The sequence below is a fragment of the Xenorhabdus entomophaga genome (assembly GCF_037996725.1).
Taxonomy (GTDB): Bacteria; Pseudomonadota; Gammaproteobacteria; order Enterobacterales; family Enterobacteriaceae; genus Xenorhabdus; species Xenorhabdus khoisanae.
In genome coordinates, this window is sequence record NZ_JBBMXH010000067.1 from 1 (window position 1) to 26,662 (window position 26,662).

Annotated in this window: 21 protein-coding genes and 2 pseudogenes; 15 read left to right on the top strand and 8 right to left on the bottom strand. The window is 44.7% G+C overall.

Annotated features, from left to right (window positions below; all coding sequences use genetic code 11):
- Positions 1–762: type VI secretion system baseplate subunit TssF (locus AAC854_RS14225; protein WP_340617682.1), on the bottom strand; the 762-nt coding region annotated here is incomplete at its 3' end.
- A gap of 948 nt (positions 763–1,710) precedes the next feature.
- On the opposite strand from AAC854_RS14225, the gene AAC854_RS14230 reads away from it, so the two are divergent.
- The 3 genes and pseudogenes from AAC854_RS14230 (at position 1,711) to AAC854_RS14240 (ending at position 3,105) form a co-directional block, all read left to right on the top strand.
- Positions 1,711–2,580, top strand: a complete 870-nt coding sequence (locus AAC854_RS14230) for an integrase domain-containing protein (protein ID WP_340617683.1) — start codon at positions 1,711–1,713, stop codon at positions 2,578–2,580.
- Positions 2,581–2,673: 93 nt separating this feature from the next.
- Positions 2,674–2,847: a hypothetical protein gene (locus tag AAC854_RS14235; RefSeq protein WP_340617684.1), complete on the top strand. Its 174-nt coding sequence runs from the start codon at positions 2,674–2,676 to the stop codon at positions 2,845–2,847.
- A pseudogene (locus AAC854_RS14240) lies at positions 2,840–3,105 on the top strand (helix-turn-helix domain-containing protein). Before AAC854_RS14235 ends, AAC854_RS14240 begins: the two are co-directional and overlap by 8 nt.
- A 135-nt stretch (positions 3,106–3,240) precedes the next feature.
- Here the strand turns inward: AAC854_RS14240 and AAC854_RS14245 are convergent.
- Positions 3,241–3,783: an NAD(P)H-dependent oxidoreductase gene (locus AAC854_RS14245; RefSeq protein WP_340617685.1), complete on the bottom strand. Its 543-nt coding sequence runs from the start codon at positions 3,781–3,783 to the stop codon at positions 3,241–3,243.
- 119 nt (positions 3,784–3,902) lie between these two features.
- Here AAC854_RS14245 and AAC854_RS14250 point away from each other — a divergent pair, with 119 nt between their 5' ends.
- From AAC854_RS14250 to AAC854_RS14260, 3 genes and pseudogenes are all read left to right on the top strand, one after another.
- Positions 3,903–4,262, top strand: coding sequence for a winged helix-turn-helix transcriptional regulator (locus tag AAC854_RS14250; RefSeq protein WP_047769096.1), 360 nt, complete (start codon positions 3,903–3,905; stop codon positions 4,260–4,262).
- A gap of 216 nt (positions 4,263–4,478) precedes the next feature.
- A pseudogene (locus tag AAC854_RS14255) lies at positions 4,479–5,274 on the top strand (integrase domain-containing protein); the annotation flags it as partial.
- A gap of 258 nt (positions 5,275–5,532) precedes the next feature.
- The gene (locus AAC854_RS14260) at positions 5,533–5,805 is read left to right on the top strand and encodes a helix-turn-helix domain-containing protein (protein ID WP_141554520.1); all 273 of its coding nucleotides are present in this window, start codon (positions 5,533–5,535) and stop codon (positions 5,803–5,805) included.
- Between the two features lie 245 nt (positions 5,806–6,050).
- Here AAC854_RS14260 and vgrG read toward each other — a convergent pair whose 3' ends face one another.
- Positions 6,051–6,872, bottom strand: a complete 822-nt coding sequence (gene vgrG / locus AAC854_RS14265) for a type VI secretion system tip protein VgrG (RefSeq protein WP_422824089.1) — start codon at positions 6,870–6,872, stop codon at positions 6,051–6,053.
- Between the two features lie 945 nt (positions 6,873–7,817).
- On the opposite strand from vgrG, the gene AAC854_RS14270 reads away from it, so the two are divergent.
- Together AAC854_RS14270 and erpA are read left to right on the top strand one after the other, a co-directional pair.
- Positions 7,818–7,976 (top strand): hypothetical protein, encoded by a 159-nt coding sequence (locus AAC854_RS14270; protein WP_340617686.1) that lies wholly within the window; start codon positions 7,818–7,820, stop codon positions 7,974–7,976.
- Between the two features lie 65 nt (positions 7,977–8,041).
- Complete coding sequence (erpA, locus tag AAC854_RS14275) at positions 8,042–8,386, top strand: iron-sulfur cluster insertion protein ErpA (protein ID WP_047963653.1); 345 nt, start codon at positions 8,042–8,044, stop codon at positions 8,384–8,386.
- 79 nt (positions 8,387–8,465) lie between these two features.
- Here the strand turns inward: erpA and AAC854_RS14280 are convergent, their stop codons facing one another.
- The 3 genes from AAC854_RS14280 to mtnN form a co-directional block, all read right to left on the bottom strand.
- Complete coding sequence (locus tag AAC854_RS14280) at positions 8,466–9,365, bottom strand: DMT family transporter (protein ID WP_340617687.1); 900 nt, start codon at positions 9,363–9,365, stop codon at positions 8,466–8,468.
- Between the two features lie 207 nt (positions 9,366–9,572).
- Positions 9,573–10,421, bottom strand: a complete 849-nt coding sequence (gene btuF, locus AAC854_RS14285; RefSeq protein ID WP_340617688.1) for a vitamin B12 ABC transporter substrate-binding protein BtuF — start codon at positions 10,419–10,421, stop codon at positions 9,573–9,575.
- A 27-nt stretch (positions 10,422–10,448) separates the two neighbouring features.
- A complete protein-coding gene (mtnN, locus tag AAC854_RS14290) occupies positions 10,449–11,147 on the bottom strand; it encodes a 5'-methylthioadenosine/S-adenosylhomocysteine nucleosidase (RefSeq protein ID WP_340617689.1) in 699 nt (232 codons plus the stop codon).
- A gap of 203 nt (positions 11,148–11,350) precedes the next feature.
- On the opposite strand from mtnN, the gene dgt reads away from it, so the two are divergent.
- Positions 11,351–12,877 (top strand): dGTPase, encoded by a 1,527-nt coding sequence (dgt, locus tag AAC854_RS14295; RefSeq protein WP_340617690.1) that lies wholly within the window; start codon positions 11,351–11,353, stop codon positions 12,875–12,877.
- Here the strand turns inward: dgt and AAC854_RS14300 are convergent.
- The gene (locus AAC854_RS14300; protein ID WP_340617691.1) at positions 12,861–15,269 is read right to left on the bottom strand and encodes an ATP-binding protein; all 2,409 of its coding nucleotides are present in this window, start codon (positions 15,267–15,269) and stop codon (positions 12,861–12,863) included. The genes dgt and AAC854_RS14300 overlap by 17 nt on opposite strands.
- A gap of 53 nt (positions 15,270–15,322) precedes the next feature.
- On the opposite strand from AAC854_RS14300, the gene rlmD reads away from it, so the two are divergent.
- The 6 genes from rlmD (at position 15,323) to AAC854_RS14330 (ending at position 24,749) form a co-directional block, all read left to right on the top strand.
- Positions 15,323–16,660 carry a 23S rRNA (uracil(1939)-C(5))-methyltransferase RlmD gene (gene rlmD / locus AAC854_RS14305; RefSeq protein WP_340617698.1) on the top strand — a complete coding sequence of 446 codons (1,338 nt, stop codon included), beginning with the start codon at positions 15,323–15,325 and terminating at the stop codon, positions 16,658–16,660.
- Positions 16,661–16,669: 9 nt separating this feature from the next.
- Positions 16,670–18,904 (top strand): GTP diphosphokinase, encoded by a 2,235-nt coding sequence (gene relA, locus AAC854_RS14310; protein ID WP_340617692.1) that lies wholly within the window; start codon positions 16,670–16,672, stop codon positions 18,902–18,904.
- 6 nt (positions 18,905–18,910) lie between these two features.
- Complete coding sequence (mazG, locus tag AAC854_RS14315; RefSeq protein ID WP_340617693.1) at positions 18,911–19,711, top strand: nucleoside triphosphate pyrophosphohydrolase; 801 nt, start codon at positions 18,911–18,913, stop codon at positions 19,709–19,711.
- 260 nt (positions 19,712–19,971) lie between these two features.
- Positions 19,972–21,609 carry a glutamine hydrolyzing CTP synthase gene (pyrG, locus tag AAC854_RS14320; protein ID WP_340617694.1) on the top strand — a complete coding sequence of 546 codons (1,638 nt, stop codon included), beginning with the start codon at positions 19,972–19,974 and terminating at the stop codon, positions 21,607–21,609.
- 101 nt (positions 21,610–21,710) lie between these two features.
- A complete protein-coding gene (gene eno, locus AAC854_RS14325; protein WP_340617695.1) occupies positions 21,711–23,012 on the top strand; it encodes a phosphopyruvate hydratase in 1,302 nt (433 codons plus the stop codon).
- Between the two features lie 351 nt (positions 23,013–23,363).
- Positions 23,364–24,749: an SLC13 family permease gene (locus tag AAC854_RS14330; RefSeq protein WP_340617696.1), complete on the top strand. Its 1,386-nt coding sequence runs from the start codon at positions 23,364–23,366 to the stop codon at positions 24,747–24,749.
- A 51-nt stretch (positions 24,750–24,800) separates the two neighbouring features.
- Here AAC854_RS14330 and AAC854_RS14335 read toward each other — a convergent pair whose 3' ends face one another.
- Complete coding sequence (locus tag AAC854_RS14335; RefSeq protein WP_340617697.1) at positions 24,801–26,285, bottom strand: aldehyde dehydrogenase family protein; 1,485 nt, start codon at positions 26,283–26,285, stop codon at positions 24,801–24,803.
- Between the last annotated feature and the right edge of the window lie 377 nt (positions 26,286–26,662).

Consider the following 26,662-nt stretch of genomic DNA (forward strand, 5'->3'; position numbering starts at 1 on the left):
GCGTGACTCATTGATATCTAATGTCATGAAACTGAATACATGCGGCAGGCAATAATACTCCGTCATTTGTTGCAACCGGGCAACAGGCAGGTCACCGGTGGGTAACAGGGGATGATGAAGATTCTCAGACCAGCCGAGAAAATCACTGTGCCTGAGCCTTTTTTCGCCCTCTGCCGTGTGCCAATAGACCTCATCGATGTGCATATCCAGCCATAAGCTTAATTGGGCGGCCCGGTTTTTATCCGTGCCCAGAAAGAAAGTCAGCTTTCCGCCTGACCAGCTCGACACGGTACTGCCCGTCTGATGCAGCGTTAGCACAATATCGCTGTATTCACGGGTCTTTTGGATCTGTTTATCCCGCATCACAAAAGGTTCAATATGCAAGGGGCGGCAGGTGTTAAACTGGAAATGTTGTTCCCCCACAGCGGCCGTAATCGGGACGCTTTGCGGGATATCTGCCGTCCCTTGATGAACGCCCTGATGGGGGGTGAATTGGATGATCGTTGTCGGGGGAACCGGGCGTAAGGTGTGAGGCCAGATGCGTCCCAACATTTCATGGGTGACTTGTGGAATGCTGTCCTCAACAGTACTGCGTAAGTTTGAAGACAGCAGGGCAAAACCTTCCAGCAGGCGTTCAATATCAGGATCATGGGGATTTTCCAGAAACTCGGCTAACTGCGGATTTTCGGTGGCGGCTAACTTCATCTTTTCCCGCAGGTAGGCCAGTTCTTGTCGGTACAGGGATTCTTTCTGATTTTTCACTTTGCTCTTCCCTTACACAGATACTCAAATGAATAATCTATCGGCATTTAATTGAAAATATTTATAAATGATAAAGAAATCAGGATGAAATTGGCTATTATATGAAATATTACGTTAATTAAATTAATAAATTTTGACTTTTGTCTGACAGGACAAAATTTTTTTAAAATCGGCTCAATGCGCCTTTGACCCTGTCCGGCTAAACCGTTAATATCTTTTCTACAAAAAATGATCTTGTGCCTGAAAGGATCAGCGTAAAGCGGCGAATAAAACTCCTGTAGCCTGCAAGGGAGAGCAAACATTGCGGTACATCTGCCCCCCTTTGGAAGCAGATATTGTCAGGACACCTAACCCCTCGTCTGGCAATGAAGGTCTTTTAAACTAAAAATACGCCCAAAAGGTGTTTTTATATTGTTACCAAAGTGTATTGGACTTGGATTCATACACTGACTTTTCAAAGTTTGCACTATGCAACAGGTAATTTTTCTACCGCTAAACCATTAACCCATGACTACCGTTTGACACTGAATCTGGCGGCGTTTTGCCGTACCTGTTGGCATTTCAACGCTGCACTATTTTTACTGACTGTCTACGAAACCTAAAGGCGTCACTTTTTGCAGGTTTACCGCTGAAAGTGACGCCGCAGCCAAAAGGCAGCACAACCATTACAGGCTCACGCCTGCTTCACCAAGCAGTGAATCTGACACTGCATTTTTAGATTGAAAAAGGAGAACTTGACGATATCGAGGCTGGCTTTTAGCCGGTGGGGATGACCTGTTAACACAGGCGGCAGTACTGTGTACTCAACCGATGCCCCGCAATACCTCAACCTGCGTTCACTCTGGCGCACAGATATCGATCAAGGGCAAGGCAAGTATTTTCTGTTTTGCTCGAACGGTCGCGCGCCAGAGATCGCATGTTATTAGGTATAAGTAGCGGGAGAAACTGATGAGTCGATTGGTGAAAGAATTGAAGTTTTTTGCCCGACAAGGTGGCGGCAGTCATAAGACCTGCCATGACCGCATTCGGATTGCGGGGCGTTTGGGCGCATTGTTATTGAGCCTGAATATTCAGGTTAAAAGCCTTAAAAATTTGAAAACCAAGCATGTAGAACAGTACGTTGATGCCCGCTTATCTCAGGGGATTGCTAAGCGCGCAGTGCAAAATGAAATGGCTGCGCTGCGTAATATCTTCCGCATGGCAGGCCGGGAGAAACTGGAAACCTCGCCGCGTTTGAGCAATCAGGCATTAGGATTAAGTGGAACCAGCCGTGCCGGAACGAAGCAGGCGATCCCTGATGCCACATTTCAGGTTATTTATCAGAAGGCACTTGAACGTGATGCCGGATTTGCCGTCACACTGAAACTTGCTCGTTTGCTGGGATTACGTTCTCAGGAAGCGGTGCAATGCAGTGCGTCACTGCAAAGTTGGCGAAAACAGTTAGACCAACCAGAGCCGAAACTGCATGTTGTTTTTGGTACAAAAGGTGACCGACCACGGCAAACCCGCGTATTGGATGTTGCAGCGATGAAAGAAGCTGTTGAGCAGGCCATTGCTATCGCAGAACAACGTGGCGGCAGATTGATTGATAAACCCGACCTCAAGCAGGCCATGAACTACTGGCGAGCATACACCACAAGGATTGGTTTAACAGGCTGCCATTCTCCTCATAGTTTGCGCTATGCGTGGGCGCAGGATGCTCTGGCGTTTTACCAACAGAGTGGTTTTAGCCGTCAGGAAGCACGGGCGTTGGTATCAATGGATTTGGGACATGGTGATGGTCGTGGGCGTTATGTCGAGCGGGTTTATAGCCGTTAAACTTAGTCGTTCAGTTATTGAGTCTGCTAAAACAATCAGTTAAAGTATTTCCGCCATTGGCACAATCCAATGGTCAAGGCGTCGCGGCCTTGAATGATCAACCCACTAGTAGGAAATTTCTACCAGTGTGCCTGCTATCGCCCTTTCAATGGTGGTTCAGGCAGGGAAGGCATTGCCTTGCCGGAATGGTTGATCTCCTGTCCGCGAACCCTGTCTGAATCGCCACCATCAATATTAATTAATGGAAGGGATAACAGGAATGAATAACAATATTAGAAATGACTGGCATCAAGCCGATATAATTGCCGTGCTACGTAAGCGTGGTACAACCTTAGCGGCTGTTTCTCGCGAGGCGGGGCTTATTCGTCTACACTGGCAAATGCATTCAGTCGGCCGTGGCCTAAAGGCGAATGGATAATTGCGAATTATCTTGGTATACATCCTTCGGAAATCTGGCCTAGCCGTTATTTTGATATGTATGGTCAGCTCATTGAGCGTAAGGTTCGCAAAATTTCCACTGAATAGTTTAATATTTATGAAATAGCCATGAAGCAAAGTAATATTTATATCTATTCTTTGATGATCTTGGCTATTAATTTTTATGATTTTATTTGTATAAAAATTTCATTGAAATGCTAAGGATTATTTCAATGATTAACACTATATATTGTTTTTAATTACTCTCTGTAGTCTTTCACTATGAGTTTTAGCTTTTTCTTTTATTTCGTGCTCACTATGTCCACTAACAGTGGCTATATCATAAAGAATAACTGGCTCTATATATTTCATTTGTGAATATTCTGCTGATCTTTTAATGGATTTAAGAAAGCTATCTATAAGAAAAGGGCTGTTATCTTGTTTGAAGTTTTTCTCTGGTTGCCCTATCGTAAGACTGGGCAGGAGTCTTTTATTTTTTAATTTATTTCCTTTTGAACCATAAGCGAATTGATATGTGAAAACTTGATCAAACCAAATTTTAAGAATTGCGGGCATGTTAAACCAGTACATCGGATATTGTAAAATTATTAAACCATGCCTTAATAAGGCTTCTTGCTCCGAATTAATATCAATATTGTAATTTTGATTTAATTGATAAATATTACGGATTTCAAGGTCAATGCTACTATTTTTTAATTCTTCAACAATTGTTTTGTTCGCAATTGATTGTTCATATTTGGGGTGAGCCAATATCATTAAAGGCATATTAAATTTCCTTAAGGTATGATTTCTTGAAAGCTATCAATTTGATAGTTTCTATAATTATTTTATGATGATTTTTTTCTATTACAATAACTATCCAGTTAGATAGTAGGGAGGAGTTTATGGTTGAAGTTACGAAAGGTGAGGCCTGCCAAGTTTCATTAAATGGGAAAAGTTACCCTTGCCCTGTCAGTATGGCTATGGATCTGATTGGAGGTAAATGGAAAGGAGTCATCTTGTATTATCTGAAAGATAAAAATAAAAGATTCAGTGAGTTAAAAAAAGATATCCCTCACATTACTGAGATGACATTAAGTATACAACTTAAAAAGTTAGAGAGAGATGGATTAATTTTAAGAGAAGTATATGGAGATAAACCGCCAATTAAGGTTATTTACTCTTTGACTGACTTTGGGGAGTCATTTAAACCCGTTTTGGAAGCTGTATCGGCATGGTCGCATGAAATATCTGGAGGCGTATAGGTTACCCTGAGATTTTCATTGCATTTTTAGCAAAATTTATTTTATTGATGATATTTTTGCAATAAAAGGCCTACTATCAACAGTGCCAGCCAAGCAAAAATTAGGCAAATAGAGCCAAAATAATATGGGGGTATCGTAGGGGGTATGATAAGAAATTTAACTAAATAAAATCATTTAAAAACATGCAATTAAATAATTTTATCGAATCCTGTAGGGCTTAAAAATTTGAAAACCAAGCATGTAGAACAGTACGTTGATGCCCGTTTATCTCAGGGGATTGCTAAGCGCACAGTGCAAAATGAAATGGCTGCGCTGCGTAATATCTTCCGCATGGCAGGCCGGGAGAAACTGGAAACCTCGCCGCGTTTGAGCAATCAGGTATTGGGATTAAGTGGAACCTGCCGTGCCGGAACGAAACAGGCGATCCCTGATGCTACGTTTCAGGCCGTTTATCAAAAGGCACTTGAACGTGATGCCGGATTTGCCGTCACACTGAAACTTGCTCGTTTGCTGGGATTACGTTCTCAGGAAGCGGTGCAATGCAGTGCGTCACTGAAAAGCTGGCGTAAGCAATTAGAGCAATCTGAGCCGAAACTTCAGGTTGTTTTCGGAACAAAAGGGGGCCGACCAAGGCAAACTCGTGTATTGGATCTCGCGGCAGTCAAAGCGGCTGTAGAACAAGCCATTATTATTGCTAAACTGCGTACTGGATGTTGCAGCGGTGAAAGCGGCTGTCGAACAAGCAGCAGCTATTGCAGAACAACGAGGCGGCAGGTTGATTGATAAACCGGATCTCAAGCAGGCTATGAATTACTGGCGAACACATTCTACAAAGATTGGTTTAACCGGTTGTCATTCTCCCCATAGTTTGCGCTATGCGTGGGCGCAGGATGCACTGAACTTTTACCAACAACATGGTTTTAGCCGTCAGGAAGCACGGGCGCTGGTATCAATGGATTTGGGGCATGGTGATGGTCGCGGGCGCTATGTTGAGCGTGTTTATAGCCGTTAAACTTAGCCGTTCAGTTATTGAGTAAGCTAAAACAATCAGTTAAAGTATTCCTGCCATTAGCACAATCTAATGGTCAAGGTTTAGCAGCCTTGAGATCAACCACTGGTAAGGATAGTTTCTTGCCAGTGTGCCTGTTATCGCCTTTTCAATGGCGGTTCAGGTGGGGGAGACTCACGTCTCGCCGGATGTTGATCCCGGTCTGCTAACCCTGTCTGAATCGCCACCATCAATATTAATTAATGGAAAGGGGTAGCAGGAATGAATAACAACAATGTTCAAAATGACTGGCATCAGGCCGATATCATCGCTGCACTGCGTAAACGTGGTACAACCTTAGCAGCGGTTTCTCGTGAGGCAGGACTCAGTTCATCGACACTAGCAAATGCATTCAGTAGACCGTGGCCGAAAGGTGAATGGATCATTGCAGATTATCTTGGCATCCATCCCTCAGAGATCTGGCCCAGCCGTTATTTCGATTCTTATACTGGAGAATTATTAGAAAGGAAAGCCCGTTCTAAGCCACAGGAATAACCCGCTTCAATTTGTGATCGATGTCGTAAAAATGAACATTTTTTATCTTAAGCCCTGAGCGTAAAATGGCAGCCCAATCTGACCATTTTTAACCCTCAAGGCTTTTTTGCTTTAAAATGATTGAAAAGCACACAATTAATGATATAAATAAGAAAAATCAGCCATATATGAAAAAAAGTAAACAAAAAAATATTGGGGCATTAAAAGGGGCACAAAAGGACAGTAAGATAATATATCTTTTATATTCAATTCATTATATTGATTTCCGATTTCTGATACTGTACGCAGAATTCGCGCTCCGGGTGCGGGTGGCGCAGGTTGAACACCACGTCACGGATGCTGTGCTCTTTGAGTATTTTGGTGATGATATTGGCAATGTTAAGTTGCTGGAAGATGCGTGAGTTCTGTCGCAGGGTGGTGCGCCACAGGTCGGGGCGGATGCTCATCCGGTAGGTGGTTTGGTGCAGGCCGGTATTGCCCTGCTCAAAGCGGGTGACGATGCCGGTGACGCTGCGCTGTTCGACACCGCTTTGCAGAATGGTCAGCGTCGCCGTGCGGTCAAGCACCAGTGGGAAGTCAATGGCGGAATCGGCGCTCGCCAGCCCCACTTCCAGCGCAAAGGGACGCGAGAAGTGTTCGCTCAGGCTGAAGTCAGTGACGACAAAGGTCTGTGCCGGTAACCTGCCTGCCGTCAGGGTGAACAGCAGGCCACTGGGATCAGCTCCACCGCCTAACCCCAATTGCTGACCGATTTGCTGCAACATCTTGCCTGCCATCGAGTCACCCGTGGCGGCCCGGGTAGCCAGCCCGGCTTTTTGTCCCTGTCCACCGACAAAGTCGCCGCCCATACCGCTGACCATGCTACCAGCACCGAGGCCACTGACTGCTTTGCCTGAACTCCCTGCAAAGCCTCCGCCACTGATCATGCTACCGACACCAGCAGCAGAATTACCACCCGTACCCGTCAACAGGCTTTTGGCCTGTTTCGCCACCTGCACGGTTTGCTGTCCCTGTTCCAACAGCGCTTTTCCTTTCTTCAATTTTGTGAGGTGCTTTTTCACTGACATGGTGTATCTCCCTGAAATAATGACGGAACGTTATGGAATAGGCTATCCTGCCTGATAGCAACGCAGGCCATAACATTCGGGCACAAGATTTAAATTTCATTCACATTATCCCTAACAAATTCGTTAATTAAGGATGCAATACGTTGTCTTGCGATAATTTGAAGGGACTTTGTTGTCCGAATATATCGGATAAATTCGCGGTGAATAAAATAGTAGGAATAATAAATAACGAACAAGCAAAAACCAAATTTAATAAAATGAAATTAAAAGTCACCTCCAATAACAATAGAATAAAAAGTTAAAATAATTGCATCATTGACGCAATGCGCTGGATTTTTATATATGGTTAACTTATTGTTTTGTATTGCCTGATCACTAGGTTAAGTGATATTTAACCAACGTACTGATTTAAATGCAAAAATGGAATCTTTGTTGTATTTCAATTTATGATTATTTTAATTTTATGATCATGATCTCAAAAGTTGTGTTTGAATGAATGGCAACGTATGTCGATTCGGTCATTAAATGATTTTTCACTATAAAAATAGATTTTTAATTTGGTTTTAAAATGTTAATCAAGCATTACTTTTAACTGAGTATTAATATCATCACAAGATAGCTTTATATGGAAATATATTTTTATCCGTTTTGAGAGATAGCTGTTTGGTTATTTTAAGATACTTTGTGAAATGAAAAAATGGTGTGGCCCAGTAATTTTTGTCACCACATATAGAGGTGATATTCTCAGAAAATATTTAAAGCCTTTACGTCAGATTTATATGAAACTAAAGCGACGGGCTGAAGAATTTGGCTGGGGATTACGCCCCAAAACCAAATGTGTTTCTTAGGAAAACGAAGAGCACACAAAGGCTTTTTTACAAAAAGGAGTAAAACAGTGTTGACGTAATCGATGAAGCACAAGACGGAAAACGCTTTTGGGAAAAAATGCCCGACTGGGCAATGGTCAAAGGCCACCCTTATGGGATTTTTTTGCCAAATATCTATTCTCGATCTATTGGCAATGAAGAACGACATGATTTGAGTTATTGCGTTCGTGTGGCAAAACTTGAACGAATCAGTCAGGTATTGGATAATCGCCGTTAACTGATCGGAAAGCGTAAAACGACTTTCCGAGAATTTTTACCGGAAAACCGGACTGGAGCAAAAATATGAGCGATGATGCTGCACTGCCTTTGCAGTTTACTGATGCCGCAGCCAATAAAGTAAAAGTGCTGGTTGCTGATGAAGATAACCCGAACCTGCGTCTGCGGGTCTATATTACAGGTGGTGGTTGTAGCGGTTTCCAGTATGGTTTCACTTTCGATGACCAGATTAACGAAGGTGATCTCACAATTCAGAAACAAGGGGTTGAACTGGTTATTGACCCAATGAGTCTGCAATATCTGGTTGGTGGTTGTGTGGATTATACGGAAGGGCTGGAAGGTTCCCGGTTTGTTGTCACCAACCCGAATGCAAAAACGACCTGCGGTTGTGGCTCTTCTTTCAGTGTTTGATTGAGATGTTGCTAACTCCTGCAATAATTAGCCTCCTGTTTGGAGGCTATTTTGTAAGGAATTATTGAAGAATTTATTATTACGGCGAAATCAATTGCGGTTGGCGGGATTTTTTAATAATGCTGATCACCAAGCCTGACATAATGAAAACTGCGCCCAATGTTCCCAACCATCCTAACGTTTCCCCAATGAATAAGAACGCAAACAGCGTTGAAAACAACGGCTCGCTGGTTTCCGTAATTTGCACGCTACTTGCTTCTCCTTTTTCTACCGCCTTGGTTGTGAAGTAAAATCCTCCGATTGAGGGTAGGAACACAAGCCCCAGTATGGTCAGTAGTGCGATACCAGAAGGTATCTGTAATCCTTCCAATATTGCAGGGATAGCAAGGTAGAGAGTACCGAAACCAAATAGCCATAACAGCACAGAAATCCCACTGCCGATGTTCATGAGCTTTGAGAGAAAGATGAAGAGGGCATAGCCCAATCCACCCAGTAGAGCAAGCAGAATACCGATATAGCTGCCAGAAGTTTGTTCTGCGAAATTAAACAGGCAGTAAACACCTGCTATGATGAGCACAAACGATAAGCATTTATTGATGCCAATCTTTTCTCCCAAAAAGAGCGACGAAAGAATCAGCGTAACCCCGCCAGCCGCGTAGGTTAGGAAAGAGACGAGTGGAACGGGGGCTTCTTTAAACGCCCAAGTTTCGAAGAAATATAAACAAAAAATGCCAAAGAAGGCGAGTATGGCAAATTGAAGGCTTTTATGTCGTAAAGAAAAGAATGTACGTCGTTCAGAAGGTTTTGTCAGGCAATATACCAGCAATATCAGAAAAGCAATAAAACTCTTCCAGAATGCTACCTGATGATGGCTGATCCCTGAATTCAATCCGAAATGGGTTAACACGCCAATTGTGCCGTTAAGCATGGCTGCCGTGAGCGCATAGAATTCAGCCCGTTGGTAAAAGGTGTTATTCATATCCTGAAGTATCCAAATAAAAGGTGAGTACAGATCTCACGTTATCCCTTTTATATCCTTCGTCTTTCAAGTTCCTCTTTATTGGCTACGCTCACTCACCCCGGTCACATAGTTATCTATGCTCCCGGGGATTCGCTCCCTTGCCGCCGCGATGCAACTTGAAATCCATTGGATATATTTATCTGAGCAGTTATCTTCTTAATCAGTTTAATTTAGTTGCTTACAAAGTTGTTCTGTCGCCAAAATAACCCTTGGCCCTGCGCGGCTAAACCAGTCATCATTCAGTGTGATAATTTTAATATTCAATTGCGGTTGCCAAAAATCCGCAACCCGCTGTTTCTGCTCTTCCGTTCCGCCCATGACAATCACTTCCGGTTTGCGGGTAAGTACTTGCTCACGATTAACCTGTGGCCACGAAACAGGGCTGTCAGCAAAAATATTTCTGCCGCCGCATACGGAAACTATTTCGCTTTGGATGGTGTGAGCGGATGAGGTAAAAATCGGATTCGTGCCAAATTGTAAAAACACCGGCTTAGGATTTGGGTTGGCATAATCTTGCTTTAATTGGTTGAACTTCTGGCGAATATCCGCAGCCGATTTTTGGGCAATGTCGGGATGTGGGCTATAGGCAGCAAGTCGTTCCAGATCAGTCGCAACATCTTCTACTTTTTTCACATCAGAATAAAAAATCGGAATGCCTAAAGCAGCGAGTTGCTCCAGAGGCCGTTGAGGATTACCTCCACGCCATGCCAGAATGAGATCGGGTTTCAGGGCGATGATACGTTCTACATTAATCCCTTGCCAGTCAGCAACCTGCTCCAGTTTTTTGGCGGCTTCCGGATAATCAGAGTAAGCACTAACTGCGACAAGTTGATCGCCGAGTCCTGCGGCATATGCCAGCTCTGTTGTTGACGGTGCAAGACTAATAACACGGGAAGCCGCCGCATAAAGTGGAGCACTGAAAACATATACAAAGCTATATAAAAAACTATATAGAAGGAATGAGAATGCCATCCGAGTAGGCCGATGAGAGGCTGTTTTCAACAATGTTTTCATTATGTATGCTCCACCTTAAATGATGGATTATTGTGTGCTGAATTCAGTTAACATGGCGTTGATCATCCGTGTAGATTCATGCGCAGCAACAACTAAGAACTCATCAAAGCTGATATGGGATTCTTGATCGGCAACGTCAGAAATAGCGCGAACGACAACAAACGGTATATTGTATTGGTGGCAAACATGACCAATAGCCGCTGCTTCCATCTCAACCGCAGCAACTTTCGGGAAAGTGGCCCGAATACGTGCCAATGGTTCTGAGCCATTGATAAAAGCATCTCCACTGCAAACTAAACCGCGAACTGCATTCAGATCGAGGGATTGAATACATCTTTCTGCCAGAGTGATTAATGACTCGTCAGCAACAAAAGCAGGCGGGCATTGTGCCATTTGGCCCGGTTCATAACCAAAGGCGGTAACATCTGCATCGTGATAGCGCACTTCTTCGGAAACGACGATATCACCCACTTTTAATTTAGGATCAAGGCCACCGGCAGAGCCTGTGTTAATCACGATATCCGGCTGGCAATGTTCAATCAATAAAGTTGTTCCCAGTGCGGCAGAAACTTTACCAATACCGGATTTCAGCAAGGCGATATCAACGCCGTTTAACTTGCCGGTATAGATTTCACACCCGGCTCGTGACAGTGTTTGCAGACCTTCAATCTGGTCACGCAATAAAGTCACTTCTTGTTCCATTGCGCCTATTACGCCTACTTTCATTATGTCATACTCACTTGTTATTAATGGATTGATGCTTATACCCGTCATCTTTCAAGTTGTTGCCGCTTTGTTGGCTGCGCTGCATCTTGAAATCCATTGGGTATATACTAAGAAGCTGATTTAATCGGCAAGTGTATCATTGAATAGCTATTTACCGGAGATTCCAATTTTAAATAATCGTTTCATTCGGTATGGGAGGGTTAATGTCTAAGATTGATTTCAAGCAGAAGTTGAATTACCAACGTAAGTTCAGTAAATCTTCCATTCATCCCGATGATGAAGATCAAGTTACTCGCCAATTTGAAAGTGATCGAGGTCGGATCATCAACTCAGCCGCCATTCGGCGATTACAGCAAAAAACGCAGGTATTTCCCCTTGAGCGCAATGCGGCTGTACGCAGCCGATTGACTCACTCACTTGAGGTTCAGCAAATAGGGCGCTATATCTCAAAAACAATTATTGCGGAGCTGACAAAGCAGGACTTACTTAAAAAATATGGGCTGAGTGATCGCTTACTTGCTTTTGAAAGCCTGGTTGAAATGGCTTGCCTGATGCACGATATTGGGAATCCCCCATTCGGGCATTTTGGAGAAGCGGCGATTAAAGATTGGTTTTCCCGCCGATTGGACCCGGATTATTCACCAAAAATGGAAAATCGTCAGGATAACTGCAAAGTTGCCGCATTGCGTCTGAGCGGTGAAGAAAAGAAAGATCTGTTCCGTCGGCAATTGCGTAAAGATTTATGCCAGTTTGAAGGTAATGCTCAGGCTATTCGTCTGGCCCACAATCTGCTTAGGTTGAATCTCACTTATGCCCAAATTGGCTGTATTCTGAAATATACCTGCCCGGCTTATCGTCTGGAGGAATCTCCGGCTGAATTCAGTTACCTGATGAAGAAAAAAGGCTATTACTGGTCAGAAGACAGTTTTATCCGTGAGTTGAGAAAAGAGCTGCAAATGGGCGATTTCTGCCGTTTTCCGCTGACATACATTATGGAAGCTGCCGATGATATTTCATATTGCATTGCTGATTTGGATGATGCCGTCGAAAAAGGTATTTTTAATGTTGATCAGCTAGTGGAATACCTGAAAAAAGAGTGGGAAGAAAATGGCGGGCACAGAAAAGGGGATTTATTTGAATCTACCGTGATACAAGCCTATAAAAAAACAACCAACAATGAAGTTCGCCGTAATGCCCACGAACAATTTTTTATGTATTTGCGGGTATTTATTACGGGAAAACTGGTTCCTTACACTGCCAGACTATTTATCGAACATCTGCCGGAAATTTACGCGGGCACATTCAACCACGCCTTGCTGGAAGGAAATGGCGATGAGCACCGTTTACTGAAAACCTTAAAAAATGTCACGCGCAAACGCGTCTTCAATCATCCTGAAGTTGAAGAATTAGAATTGCAGGGCTACCGGATTATTAATGGATTATTGGATGTGTATCGCCCCTTGTTGGAGCTGTCCCGACAGGATTTCATGGAACTGAATCAGAATAATTTCCATAAAAAATATTTTATTGAAACCCGCCTGCTGCACAAACTTTCTACCAAACATCGGCTGGCTTATGGTGAAGCAGTAGAACATATTGTTGCCACTGATGAAGCAGAAAAAGATGTCCTCGAGTTTTATTATCGGGCGCGTCTGATTCAGGACTATATCAGTGGCATGACGGATCATTACGCTTATGAAGAATACCGTAAGTTTATGGTAACGAAATAACGGCATGAGTTTCCCTGAGTACAGTTGTCTCGAATATAGCGGGCGCGGCTGACATGACATGCCCGATTTCATCCATAAACTCCAGTAACTCTGGTTCCAGATCGGCAAGCGCAATATCTTGCTGGAGTTGTTTTTCGACGAATTCGCAAATCGCTTTCAGTTTAGGCACACCGTTATAGCAGCAACTTCCGTGTAATTGATGGATATGATGCTGAAAGTGTTTGCGGGTTGCCTCTCCATCTGCGGTTAAAGCGTGTTCTATCATGTTTTTCATGTTTGGTAATGATTGCACCAGCATTTCCAGCATCTCTCGTGCCAGTGATTCCTTGCCAGCGGTTTGCTGCAACGCCATATTCCAATCAATAGCTGGTGGCTTTGTCTGTTGATCGTATTTCTGGTAATTGAATTGATTCAGTAATTTTTTCAGGCGATTTTCTTCCAAGGGTTTGGAAAGACAATCAATAAAGGGGGCGCTGTTTGCTTCATGGCAGGCAAAGGCTGTCACGGCCACAATCGGTGTCTCTTTATGCAGAGGCAATTGGTGGATCAGTTCAGACGTTTGAATCCCATCCAGATCTGCCATCTGGATATCCATCAAAATAAGATCCAACGGATGTTTTTCCGCTATTTCCAATGCCTCCATGCCATTGCGACACAGCAGGGTATTTTCAACTTGCTCACTCAACAGAGCACCAATCAATTTCAGGTTAGCAGGATTATCATCCACCGCCATCACCGTCATGGCTAAACGCGGTACGACGGGAGAAACAGGCTGTAGCTCAGGTAATGAACCGAATAAGAATTCTTCCTTTTCCAACCAGATATCAAAATAAAACACCGTACCTTTGGCGACTTCACTGGTGTAATCAATTTCCCCTTTCATTTCATTGACCAGTCTTTTGGTGATGCTTAAACCCAGCCCTGTTCCTCCGTAATGGCGGGTAATGCTGGCATCGGCCTGATTGAAGGCCTGGAACAGAATCGGGCGATATTCAGGTTTAATGCCGATACCGGTATCAGTCACGACAAAGTCAATTTGCACGAGATGGTGTTTCTGCTGGCGTAATTTAATATCCAGCGTCACACTGCCTTTATCTGTAAATTTAATTGCATTGCCAATGAGGTTAGTGAGTATTTGCTGTAAGCGAATGGGATCACCGATCATCAGGTTAGGTAAATTTTCACCAATATGATGATGCAGTGGCAGGTTTTTATCACTGGCAGCGGGAGTCAGCAGCTCAATCACTTCATTGACGGTATCTCGCAGCAGGAAAGGCACTTGGTCCAATATCAGCTTGTTGGATTCCAGCCGTGAGAAATCCAGAATATCATTGATAATTTTCAGTAGATTGTTGGCTGAACGATCAATGACATAGAGATACTCCATTTGTTGGGTAGTAATGTGCGTTTTCAACATCTGGCGGGTAAAGCCAATAACGCCATTGAGGGGAGTACGTAATTCATGAGACATATTAGCCAGAAATTCCGTTTTGATCCTGACCGCTTCCTGTGCCCGCTTTTTAGCGATGGTCAGTTCAACATTCTGGATTTCTAACTGCTCCATTGTAATTTGCAGATCGGAAGTGGCTTGATCAATGTGGAGCTGCATTTCGTCCCTATATTTCGAGAGCGATTCCGCTACGGTATTGATGCCATTCTGAAGTGCTGCCAATTCTCCCGGCATGGCACCCGTTACGCGACTGTTTAATTGCCCCTGCCGGATACGATCTACCGCTTGGACCATGCAGTTCAATGGCTGTGTCACTTTACGTACCAGAACATGGGCAAATAAGGCCGTGCCTCCCAGACACAGAATCAACAGAATGATTGAGGTCGCAATTTCCTTGTACTGTTGAAGCTGAGCGGCGCGTAAATCCAAATCAATCGCAATATAGCCAATGGGCAACGTACCGTTGGCAGATGTATCGTTGGCAGATGTATCATTGGCTACGTTGCGCCACTGATTAGAAGAGGGCGTTTCTGAGATAATCGGCATCTTCAAAATGATACTATTGCCGTATTCCGTCTTGGACAAAGTGGTTGGAATCGGGGCATCGGGAGCGACTCTCAGTAGATTGATATCGTATTTGTTATTCGAAATATCAAATAATTTATGGTGCTCGTCAAAAATCGCAATCGCCCGCACAATTTCCGAGTTACGGCGATGCAGGCTATTTATCAATGACTTGACTCGCCGGCGATTATCCAGATTGATGCCAACTTCGCTGGCAATAGATAACGGTTCAATAATACTGATCCCACTGCGGACTATCAGGCTCTTCAACTCGTAATAGCGGTATGAGATAAATGATATACTCACAAGCGTTCCGACCAGTAGAACAGGAACCAATATCAGGCTCATCATACGGGTGCGTAGGCTATATTTGGTCATAGGCGTCCATTGTGGGAAAATCAGAACTCAATTTTTCAAAGTCAGTCAGAATCATGGTGCAATTTTACTCCCCAAATCGTCGTTCCGTAAACCGAGGCATTATTTCCGTTACCGCAGATAACCTTGATGCTCAAGGGCAAGGAATTGCCCGCCATCAGGGAAAAACTATCTTTATTCCGGGATTATTGCCGGGTGAGCAGGCACAAATCCAACTGACCGAGGAAAAACGCCAGTTTGCCAAGGCTAAAGTGGTCAAGCGCCTGTCAGACAGTCCATATCGCGTAACGCCTCGCTGCCCGCATTTTAAAGTATGCGGTGGATGCCAGCAGCAACACGTTGCCACTGAACTGCAAGTTAATACCAAGGCCAGTGTGTTGGAACACCTGATTCAGCGGGAAACAGGGATTAATATCAGTGCGCAGCCCATTATTCACAGTCCGGAATATGCCTATCGACGCCGTGCCCGTCTTGGCCTGCAATATCACGCTAAGCAGCGTACATTATTAATGGGATTCCGGCAGAGCCAAACCAACGATTTGATCAATATTAAACACTGCCCTGTCATGCGCCCTGAACTGGAACAATTATTGCAGCCTTTGTCTCAGTGTCTAAACAGCCTGAATGCCGTTAAACGGTTGGGACACGTTGAACTGGTGTTGGCAGATAATGGCCCGCTCATCGTATTACGTCATCTTGATCCATTGAAGCATGAAGATAGGGAAATATTGCGCACTTTTTCTGTGCAATATCATGTGGCAGTTTATCTGGCGGGCGATGAAAAATCCCTTGAGCCTTTGATAGACGTACAACCTGAGCCATGGTATCAGGTTGATGGGTTAAAACTGGTGTTCAGCCCGCGGGATTTTATTCAGGTTAATGATGAAGTTAACCAACAAATGGTAACTCAGGCATTGGCATGGCTGGATTTGCAGCCAACAGACAGGGTATTGGATCTGTTTTGCGGTATGGGTAACTTTACCTTGCCGGTTGCCAATAAAGTTCAGGCTGTTGTTGGTGTGGAAGGAGTTGCTGCGCTGGTGGCGAGTGGGCAATATAACGCTCAGCTCAATGAACTTAATAACGTCGATTTCTTTCATGAAAATCTGGAATCGGATATTCAGCAGCAGCCTTGGGCCGTACAAGGATTCAATAAAGTGCTGCTGGATCCTGCCCGCGCAGGTGCTGCGGGTGTTATGACACACATAGTAAAACTGGCTCCCGAGAAAGTGGTTTACGTTTCCTGTAACCCCACAACACTGGCACGGGACAGCAAAGTTCTGCTGGAAGCTGGTTATCATCTTGTCAGTGTGCGGATGCTGGATATGTTTCCGCACACCAGTCATCTTGAATCCATGGCACTGTTCAGCCGTGAGTCAATGACTATCGAGTAGGGAGAAATTATGGTTGCGGTAAGAAGTGCGCATCTCACACCGGCAGGTGAGTTTGCTGTTGAGAAGTGGATCGCGAGTTTAAACATCACTAACCCCCAATCCAGTGAAAAACTGGCAGAAACATGGCATTACTGTCACGCAAAAGTTCAGAATCACCCCGATGCGGAGCTGTTACTATGGCGTGGTGTGGAAATGGTGGAGATCCTGTCCACATTGAGCATGGATAACGACAGTATGCGCGCTGCGCTGCTCTTTCCCATCCTTAATGCCGGGCTACTCGATAGCGAAACAGTGACAGAAACTTTTGGCAAGGCCATCACGAATCTGGTAAATGGCGTTCTGGAAATGGATGCCATTCGCCAACTGAAAGCCACACATACTGACTCAACCTGTTCAGTACAGGTTGATAATGTTCGCCGGATGTTGCTGGCGATGGTGGAAGATTTTCGCTGTGTCATTATCAAACTGGCTGAGCGAATTGCCCATTTGCGGGAAGTGAAGGATGCCAGCGAAGATGAGCGGGTTCTGGCGGCCAAAGAGTGTTCCAATATTTATGCTCCTCTGGCTAACCGGCTGGGGATTGGGCAGTTAAAATGGGAATTGGAGGATTTCTGCTTCCGTTATCTGCATCCCGATGAATATAAGAAAATAGCCAAGCTGCTGCATGAGCGCCGAATTGATCGTGAGCAATATATCGATAAATTCATTACGACCCTGCGTAAATATATGTTGAAAGAAGGAATAAGCGGCGAAATTTACGGGCGTCCCAAACATATCTACAGCATTTGGCGCAAAATGCAGAAGAAAGCTCTCGCCTTTGATGAGTTGTTTGACGTGCGTGCGGTGCGGATTGTCGTCGATCGTCTACAGGATTGCTATGCCGCGTTGGGGATAGTGCATACTCACTATCGTCATTTGCCGGATGAATTTGACGATTACGTTGCTAACCCGAAACCGAACGGTTATCAGTCCATTCATACTGTCGTTTTAGGGCCGGGAGGGAAAACCCTTGAGATCCAGATCCGTACCCGCCAGATGCATGACGATTCTGAACTTGGGGTTGCAGCGCATTGGAAATACAAGGAAGGCACTGCGATTGGGGGTAAATCCGGCAGTTATGAAAGCCGTATTGCGTGGCTGCGTAAGCTGATTGCATGGCAGGAAGAAATGTCGGATACCGGCGAAATGCTGGATGAGGTACGCAGTCAGGTGTTTGATGATCGCGTTTATGTCTTTACGCCAAAAGGGGATGTGATTGACTTGCCAATCGGCTCTACCCCGTTGGATTTTGCCTATCATATCCACAGTGATGTCGGGCATCGCTGCATTGGGGCAAAAATTGGCGGGCGCATCGTACCCTTCAGCTATCAGCTCCAGATGGGTGATCAGATTGAAATCATTACCCAGAAACAGCCGAACCCAAGCCGAGATTGGCTGAACCCTAACCTTGGTTATGTGACGACCAGCCGTGGTCGTGCAAAAATTCACAACTGGTTCCGCAAGCAAGATCGCGACAAAAATATCATTGCCGGTCGCCAAATGTTGGATAATGAGTTAACACATTTGGGTATCACCGTCAAAGAAGCAGAAAAGGAACTGATTGCCCGTTATAACGTGCATTCACTGGAGGAAGTGCTGGCAGGCATTGGTGTCGGTGATATCCGTATCCACCAATTGATGAATTTCCTGCAAAACAAATTCAATAAAACGACAGCGGAAGAAGAGGATCGCGAGGCGCTTCGCAATCTGGAGAGCAAAGCCTATGCACCACGTAATACAACCAGAGATAATGGCCGGGTTGTTGTTGAAGGCGTGGGTAACTTAATGCATCACATTGCCCGTTGCTGCCAGCCTATCCCCGGCGATGAGATCATTGGTTTTATTACTCGCGGGCGTGGTATTTCTATCCATCGTGCTGATTGTGATCAGCTGGCAGAATTGGAAGCCAGCTCACCAGAACGGATCGTTGATGCGGTGTGGGGAGAAAGTTATTCCAGTGGCTACTCTCTTGTGGTGCGGGTACTTGCCAATGATCGCAGTGGATTATTACGTGATATCACGACCATCCTCGCCAATGAAAAAGTCAATGTGCTGGGGGTCAGCAGCCGTAGTGATGTTAAACAACAGCTTGCTACCATTGATATGAACATTGAGATTTATAACCTACAGGTGCTTGGGCGGGTATTGGCAAAACTCAATCAATTGCCTGATGTGATTGAAGCCAGACGTTTGCACGGTAATTGATTGTATATGAATAAAATGAAAACTATCTCCATCGAACGACTTAAAGAGATTATGGCGCAATTGCGCCATCCCCGGAATGGCTGTCCCTGGGACAAAGTACAAACTTCAGCCACGATTGCCCCTTACACGCTGGAAGAGACTTATGAAGTACTCGATGCGATTGAACGCAATGATACACATGCCCTGAAAGAAGAGCTGGGGGATTTGCTGTTTCACATTGTGTTTTATGCCCAGATGGCTCAGGAGCAGCAACAATTTGATTTCGACGATATCTGCGAAGCGGTATGCGACAAACTGGAACGCCGCCATCCCCATATCTTCAATCAACAAGCGGGGATCAGCAGCGAAGAGGCGATAGGAAGCTGGGAACAGCGCAAGACCGCAGAAAGGGCGGAGAAAGATCAGCACTCAGTGCTGGATGATATTCCTGCCAGCCAGCCGGCTCTGATGAAAGCCTATAAGATCCAGAAACGCTGTGCTTCGGTTGGTTTTGATTGGGACACACTAGGCCCTGTGTTGGACAAAGTCTATGAAGAAATTGACGAAGTCATGGCTGAAGTGCAGCAGGCTGTTGTTGATGAAACCCGGTTGGAAGAAGAACTGGGAGATTTACTGTTTTCGGTGGTCAATTTATCCCGCCATTTGGGCCACAAGCCGGAAATGGCATTACAAAAAGCCTGCCAGAAATTTGAAAATCGTTTTCGCAACGTCGAAAAACTGATCCTGGACAAAGGCTTGACACTGGAAACTGCTACATTGGATGAGATGGATGCTATGTGGCAGCAAGTGAAAAATCAGCAGCTATAAGCCAGCGATAGAAAAAACGACATAAAAATAGCGAAAAGGATGTCGCATGTTTAGCTGAATAACCTGAATTAAGTGAAAAAATTTCACGCTAATAACTTGATGAATTTAAAGAGAAAGCAGTGCGGTTGCTTCGCAGTGTTACTGATTAAGTGGCACTTTAACCTGTTTAGATGGTTTGTAGCGAAATTAAGGTTAGGGTATACTGCTTTCCCGTCCTGTTATATTCATCATCCTTTTAAACCTAAACTTTCAGGTTCAGCATGAAAACTAATTATATTTTTGTGACCGGCGGGGTCGTATCCTCTCTGGGTAAAGGCATTGCCGCAGCCTCTTTGGCGGCTATACTCGAAGCCCGTGGACTCAATGTCACCATTATGAAACTGGACCCGTACATCAACGTCGATCCAGGCACAATGAGCCCAACCCAACACGGGGAAGTTTTCGTTACCGAAGACGGCGCTGAAACTGATCTTGATTTAGGTCACTACGAACGTTTCATTCGAACCAAAATGACACGCCGCAATAATTTCACCACTGGCCGTGTCTATTCTGAAGTGTTGCGCAAAGAACGCCGTGGCGATTATTTGGGCGCAACCATTCAGGTTATCCCTCACATCACCAATGAAATCAAAGACCGTATCATCCGTGGTGCAGAAGGTCATGATGTTGTGCTGGTGGAAATCGGCGGTACTGTCGGTGATATCGAATCTCTGCCATTCCTCGAAGCCATTCGTCAGATGGCGGTAGAAGTGGGCCGCGAAAATACGCTGTTCATGCACTTGACTCTGGTGCCTTATATGGCCGCAGCGGGCGAAGTGAAAACTAAGCCAACCCAGCATTCCGTGAAAGAATTGTTGTCCATTGGCATTCAGCCGGATGTGCTGATCTGCCGTTCAGATCGCATCATTCCCGCCAATGAGCGTGCAAAAATTGCGCTTTTCTGTAACGTACCAGAGAAAGCGGTTATCTCCTTAAAAGATGTTGATTCCATTTATAAAATCCCGGGCCTCTTGAAATCTCAGGGCTTAGATGATTATATTTGTAAACGATTCAGCATCGAATGCCCGGAAGCAGATCTGTCCGAATGGGAACAGGTCATTTACGAAGAAGCCAATCCAGCGGGTGAAGTTACCATTGGGATGGTGGGCAAATATGTTGAACTGCCAGATGCTTATAAATCTGTGATTGAAGCACTGAAACATGGTGGGCTGAAAAATCGCCTGACGGTCAACATTAAGCTGATCGATTCACAGGACGTCGAAACCCGTGGTGTTGAAGTGCTGAAAGGTCTGGATGCAATTCTGGTACCGGGCGGCTTCGGTGGCCGTGGTATCGAAGGCAAGATCATGACGGCCCGTTATGCCCGTGAGAACAAAGTTCCATATTTGGGCATTTGTCTGGGTATGCAGGTTGCCCTGATTGAATTTTCCCGCAACGTTGCAGGAATGGCAGGGGCCAACTCGACTGAATTTGAGCCTGAATGTAAGTTACCGGTTGTTGGTCTGATCACCGAATGGCGTGATGAGAACGGCAACGTAGAAATGCGTAGCGAAGAGAGCGATCTCGGCGGAACGATGCGTGTTGGTGGTCAGTTGTGCCATCTGACTGAAGATAGTCTGGTGCGTAAAATGTATGGCCAGGATGACATCATTGAGCGTCATCGCCATCGTTATGAAGTGAACAATTTGTTGTTGAAACGCATTGAAGATGCAGGTTTGCGTATTGCAGGCCGTTCAGTCGATAACAAGTTGGTGGAAATCATTGAAAACCCTGCGCACCCATGGTTTGTGGCGTGCCAGTTCCACCCGGAATTCACTTCAACGCCTCGCGATGGTCATCCGTTGTTTGCCGGCTTTGTTGAAGCTGCTGGCAAATATCAGAAAGGCCAGTTGAAATAAGATATGGGGCAATAGGTTGGTTTTAAGCTGATGACTCTTAAGGTAGTTGTTTTTAGTTTCAATCTATTGCCCGGAATTTAACTTGTACTGAGGAAAACCTAATGTCCAAAATCGTTAAAGTGCTTGGCCGTGAAATCATTGACTCCCGTGGTAACCCAACTGTAGAAGCAGAAGTGCATCTGGAAGGGGGGTTTGTCGGTCTGTCTGCTGCTCCGTCAGGCGCATCAACAGGTTCTCGCGAAGCACTGGAACTGCGTGATGACGATAAATCCCGTTTTATGGGTAAAGGTGTACTGAAAGCCATTGCTGCGGTTAACGGCCCGATTGCACAGGCTCTGGTTGGTCAGGATGCGAAAGATCAGGCTAACATCGACAAAATCATGATCGAGTTGGATGGAACTGAAAACAAATCTAACTTCGGTGCTAACGCGATTTTGGCTGTTTCCCTCGCGAACGCCAAAGCAGCGGCAGCCGCGAAAGGTATGCCTCTTTATGAGCACATTGCTGAGCTGAACGGCACTCCGGGTCAATTCTCTATGCCATTGCCAATGATGAATATCATCAACGGTGGTGAGCATGCTGACAACAACGTAGACATTCAGGAATTCATGATCCAGCCAGTGGGTGCAAGCACCCTGAAAGAGGCTGTGCGCATGGGTTCTGAAGTATTCCACAATCTGGCAAAAGTGCTGAAAGCAAAAGGCATGAACACTGCGGTCGGTGATGAAGGGGGCTATGCGCCTAACCTGGAATCCAACGCAGCAGCGCTGGCAGCAATCAAAGAAGCGGTTGAAAAAGCAGGTTACGTACTGGGTAAAGACATTACTCTGGCTATGGACTGCGCAGCTTCTGAATTCTATAACGAAGAAACTGGTAATTATGAACTGAAAGGCGAAGGCAAGACTTTCACCTCTCAGGAATTTACCCATTATCTGGAAGGCTTAACCAAAGAATACCCAATCGTTTCCATCGAAGATGGCCTGAACGAATCTGACTGGGAAGGTTTTGCTTACCAGACTAAAGTTATGGGTGACAAGATCCAATTGGTTGGTGACGATCTGTTCGTAACCAACACTAAGATCCTGAAAGAAGGTATCGAAAAAGGTATTGCAAACTCCATCCTGATCAAATTCAACCAGATTGGTTCTTTGACTGAAACTCTGGCTGCAATCAAGATGGCAAAAGACGCAGGTTACACCGCGGTTATTTCTCACCGTTCTGGTGAAACTGAAGATGCAACCATTGCCGATTTAGCAGTAGGTACCGCAGCGGGTCAAATCAAAACTGGTTCTATGAGCCGTTCTGATCGTGTTGCTAAATACAACCAGCTGATCCGTATCGAAGAAGCACTGGGTAACCGTGCACCTTTCAACGGTCTGAGAGAAGTAAAAGGTCAGGCATAATTGCTGGCTGATTTCGATAAAAAATAAATTTTATTTATGTTTTGGCGAAAGAGTCTAAGCTCTTTCGCTTTTTCGTAAAAGAAAATTTTATTTTTCCTGATAACTATCGACACAATTACAACGTTAAAATGTGACATAACAACAGAAATTCAGCCTGTTTTTTGGACAATTACTCAGCAATTAGTCAAATCCCGCGTAATAGATCCCAAAATTATACAACTCGTATTTTATTCCTTGTTAATACTCCTTATTATTTCACATGTAATGTAATTCTTTAACATTTATGGCAATGATTCATCAATTATTCTTTTTACATTACAGAGTTATGTATCATTGTTTTACGGAGTCTTCATGGACGCTTCTGAATCTTTAACCCCAGCGGTTGGGCCTACCCCCTCAAATAAAAGAGGCTTAATTATTCTCGCGCTGGATATCATCTTGCTTATAGTGCTGCTTAAGTTTTTGCCTTATGGCGAAAAAGCCAATGCAGGCTTGGCATTGATGGCTTTTGTTGGTGTGTTATGGTTGACCGAAGCCATTCACGTCACGATTACTGCACTGTGTATTCCGATTCTGGCTGTTGGTCTGGGATTGTTGAATACCGGTGACGCGCTGAAATCTTTTGCAAACCCGATTATCTTTTTGTTCTTTGGCGGTTTTGCACTGGCAACGGCGCTACATATCCAAGGTCTGGACAGACTGATCGCTAACCGTTTGCTGATGATTGCCCGTGGGCGCTTATCTGTGGCGGTATTACTGATCTTTGGTATCACCGCAGTACTTTCCATGTGGATCAGCAATACGGCGACTGCTGCGATGATGCTGCCATTGATTCTCGGTATTCTGGCTAATCTGGATGTACGTTCTGAGCGTAATACTTTTATATTCGTTCTGTTAGGCGTGGCATATAGTGCCAGTATTGGGGGTCTGGGTACGCTGGTTGGTAGTCCGCCAAATGCCATCGCAGCGGCGCAATTGGGTATGGATTTCGTCACATGGATGAAATATGGCGTGCCAATGGTGATCATCCTAATGCCTGTCATGGTTGGGGTGATGTACTTCATGCTGCGTCCAAATCTGAACCACAAATTTGAACTGGAATTGGAACAGTTAGAATGGAATAGTAAGCGTTTGATTACAATGGTTATTTTTCTGTTAACCGTTGTGTGCTGGATTTCCAGTTCATTGATCAGTGATGCACTGGGTGGCGTAAAAGATCTGGATACGATTATCGCAGTGAGCGCAGCTATTCTGATTGGCATCTCTGGCGTATCAACGTGGTCACAGATTCAGAACAACACTGAATGGGGCGTATTGATGCTGTTCGGTGGTGGTCTGACTCTGAGTGCGGTCTTGAAAAATTCCGGTGCCAGTGAAGTGATGGCGAATGGCATGGCGGCAACTTTTGGTACAAGCCCTTGGTTTGTAATCATCGTCGCGATTGCAGCGTTTATTATCTTCCTGACAGAATTTACAAGTAACACCGCGAGTGCAGCGCTGCTTGTGCCTATTTTTGCCACAGTTGCAGAAGCGCTGGGAATGCCGGTCATGGTTTTAACCATGATCATTGGTATCGGAGCATCCTGTGCATTTATGTTGCCTGTAGCAACACCACCTAACGCGATTGTTTATGGCTCCGGCTATATCAAACAAATAGAAATGGTCAGAGTCGGTATGGTGCTGAACGTGGCATGTATTGCCATTATTTCTGCGGTTGCCTGGTTCTTCTGGCTGTAATGATTAAATAAAGCATGAGAATCGCCACCTGAAAAGGTGGCGATTGTTTTTTTAGTCTTCCTTGGTACTGATATAGATGTTTTTCACTTCGGTGTAAGCGTCCAACATCATCTTGTGGGTTTCACGCCCAAGCCCTGATTTCTTATAGCCACCGAAAGGCGTATGAGCAGGCAGTTCGTGGTAGGTGTTAATCCACATGCGACCTGTCTTGACCGCCTTGGCGACGCGAAGGGCACGGTTAATGTCCTGAGTCCATACAGCACCGGCCAAACCATATTCGGAATCATTGGCAATTTCGATGACCTCTTCTTCATTGCTGAATGGAATGACACACAGCACCGGCCCGAAAATTTCTTCCTGAGCAACCCGCATATTATTGGTTACATTGGTGAGAATAGTGGGGTGGATGAAGAATCCGTTATCATATCCTTCACCTGTCATACGCTTTCCGCCAGTTAGAACGGTTGCCCCTTCCTGTCTGGCAAGATCGACGTAACCCAAAATGGTATTCATCTGATCTTCGCTGACCTGACTGCCCATCTCGGTTTCTGCCAGCATCGGATCGCCCACTTTGACTGATTCAAAGACCATTTTCAGCGATTTCAGAAATTCATCGTGAATATCTTTATGCAGGAACAGACGGGCACCGGATTCACAGGCTTGTCCCTGATTCAACAAAATTGCGTAGGCAGCATGTTTGACTGCTTTTTTCATATTGGCATCAGGGAAGATGATATTGGCAGATTTACCACCTAATTCCAGTGTTGCCGGAACAAGTCTTTTCGCCGCTGCTGCGGCAACGTTGTAACCGACTTCTGTTGAGCCGGTAAAGGCTACCTTGCCAATGCCTTCATGGTCGAGGATAGCCTGGCCGACGGTTGAACCACGCCCCGTGACGATATTGACAACGCCCGCTGGCAGAACTTGATTCATTATGCGCCCCAGCTCAAGTAGCGTTATTGGGGTCAGGCTGGCAGGGTTGATAACAATAGTATTACCGGCTGCAAGGGCCGGAGCGAGTTTCCAGGCTGCCATTAATAATGGGAAATTCCATGGAATAATCTGCCCGACTACGCCAATAGGTTCTCTGATCACTAGGCTCAGTGTATCGTTATCGATAATATCACTGGTATCAGAATGAGCACGGATAACGCCGGCAAAATAGCGGAAGTGATCAACGGAGAAAGGAATATCAAAATTACGGCATAGAGCCTGAGTCTTACCACCATCTAATGTTTCAAGGGTAATAAAACGCTCCGCTTCCGCTTCCAGTAGATCAGCGATTTTCAGCAACATGGACTGCCTTTCTGCGGCAGAGGTTTTACTCCATGTTGTCAGGGCTTTTTGGGCAGCTTTGACGGCAAGCTCGACATCTTCGGCGTTACCCGCAGCATATTCTGTGAGCAATTCACCGGTTGCCGGGTTATAACTTTTTAACGTATTTTTTGAAACACTATCGACCCATTCTCCGTTAATCAACATCTTATAAGATTTAGCAGGTAACAGTTCTTTGGCAATATCATGTAATTTTTTCATTATTTTCTCCGGGTACTTTGGTTTTTTGTATGCTAGGACATAAGTTTTTAAGTTATTATCGGATTAACTCTTAATTTTCTAACAAAACTGTATTGAAATATAAAATGGTTGTGTCAATAAATGAGAAGTAGGAAATTTAATTCCTTGTTAAAACGATAAGTCAGTAAAAAAGATAGTCTGATTTAATCAATCATCCTAAATATATTTTTAGTAATAAATATGAAATACAGTTTCAATTATTAATTATCAATGCTATTTAAAATAACATAAGTTGATCAGATAAACTATCTGCATTGATGCTATAATTGGTAATCCGATGACTTACCCCCTATTCCTATGAAATCGAATATCACACTGTCTGAACCTGAACGTATTAC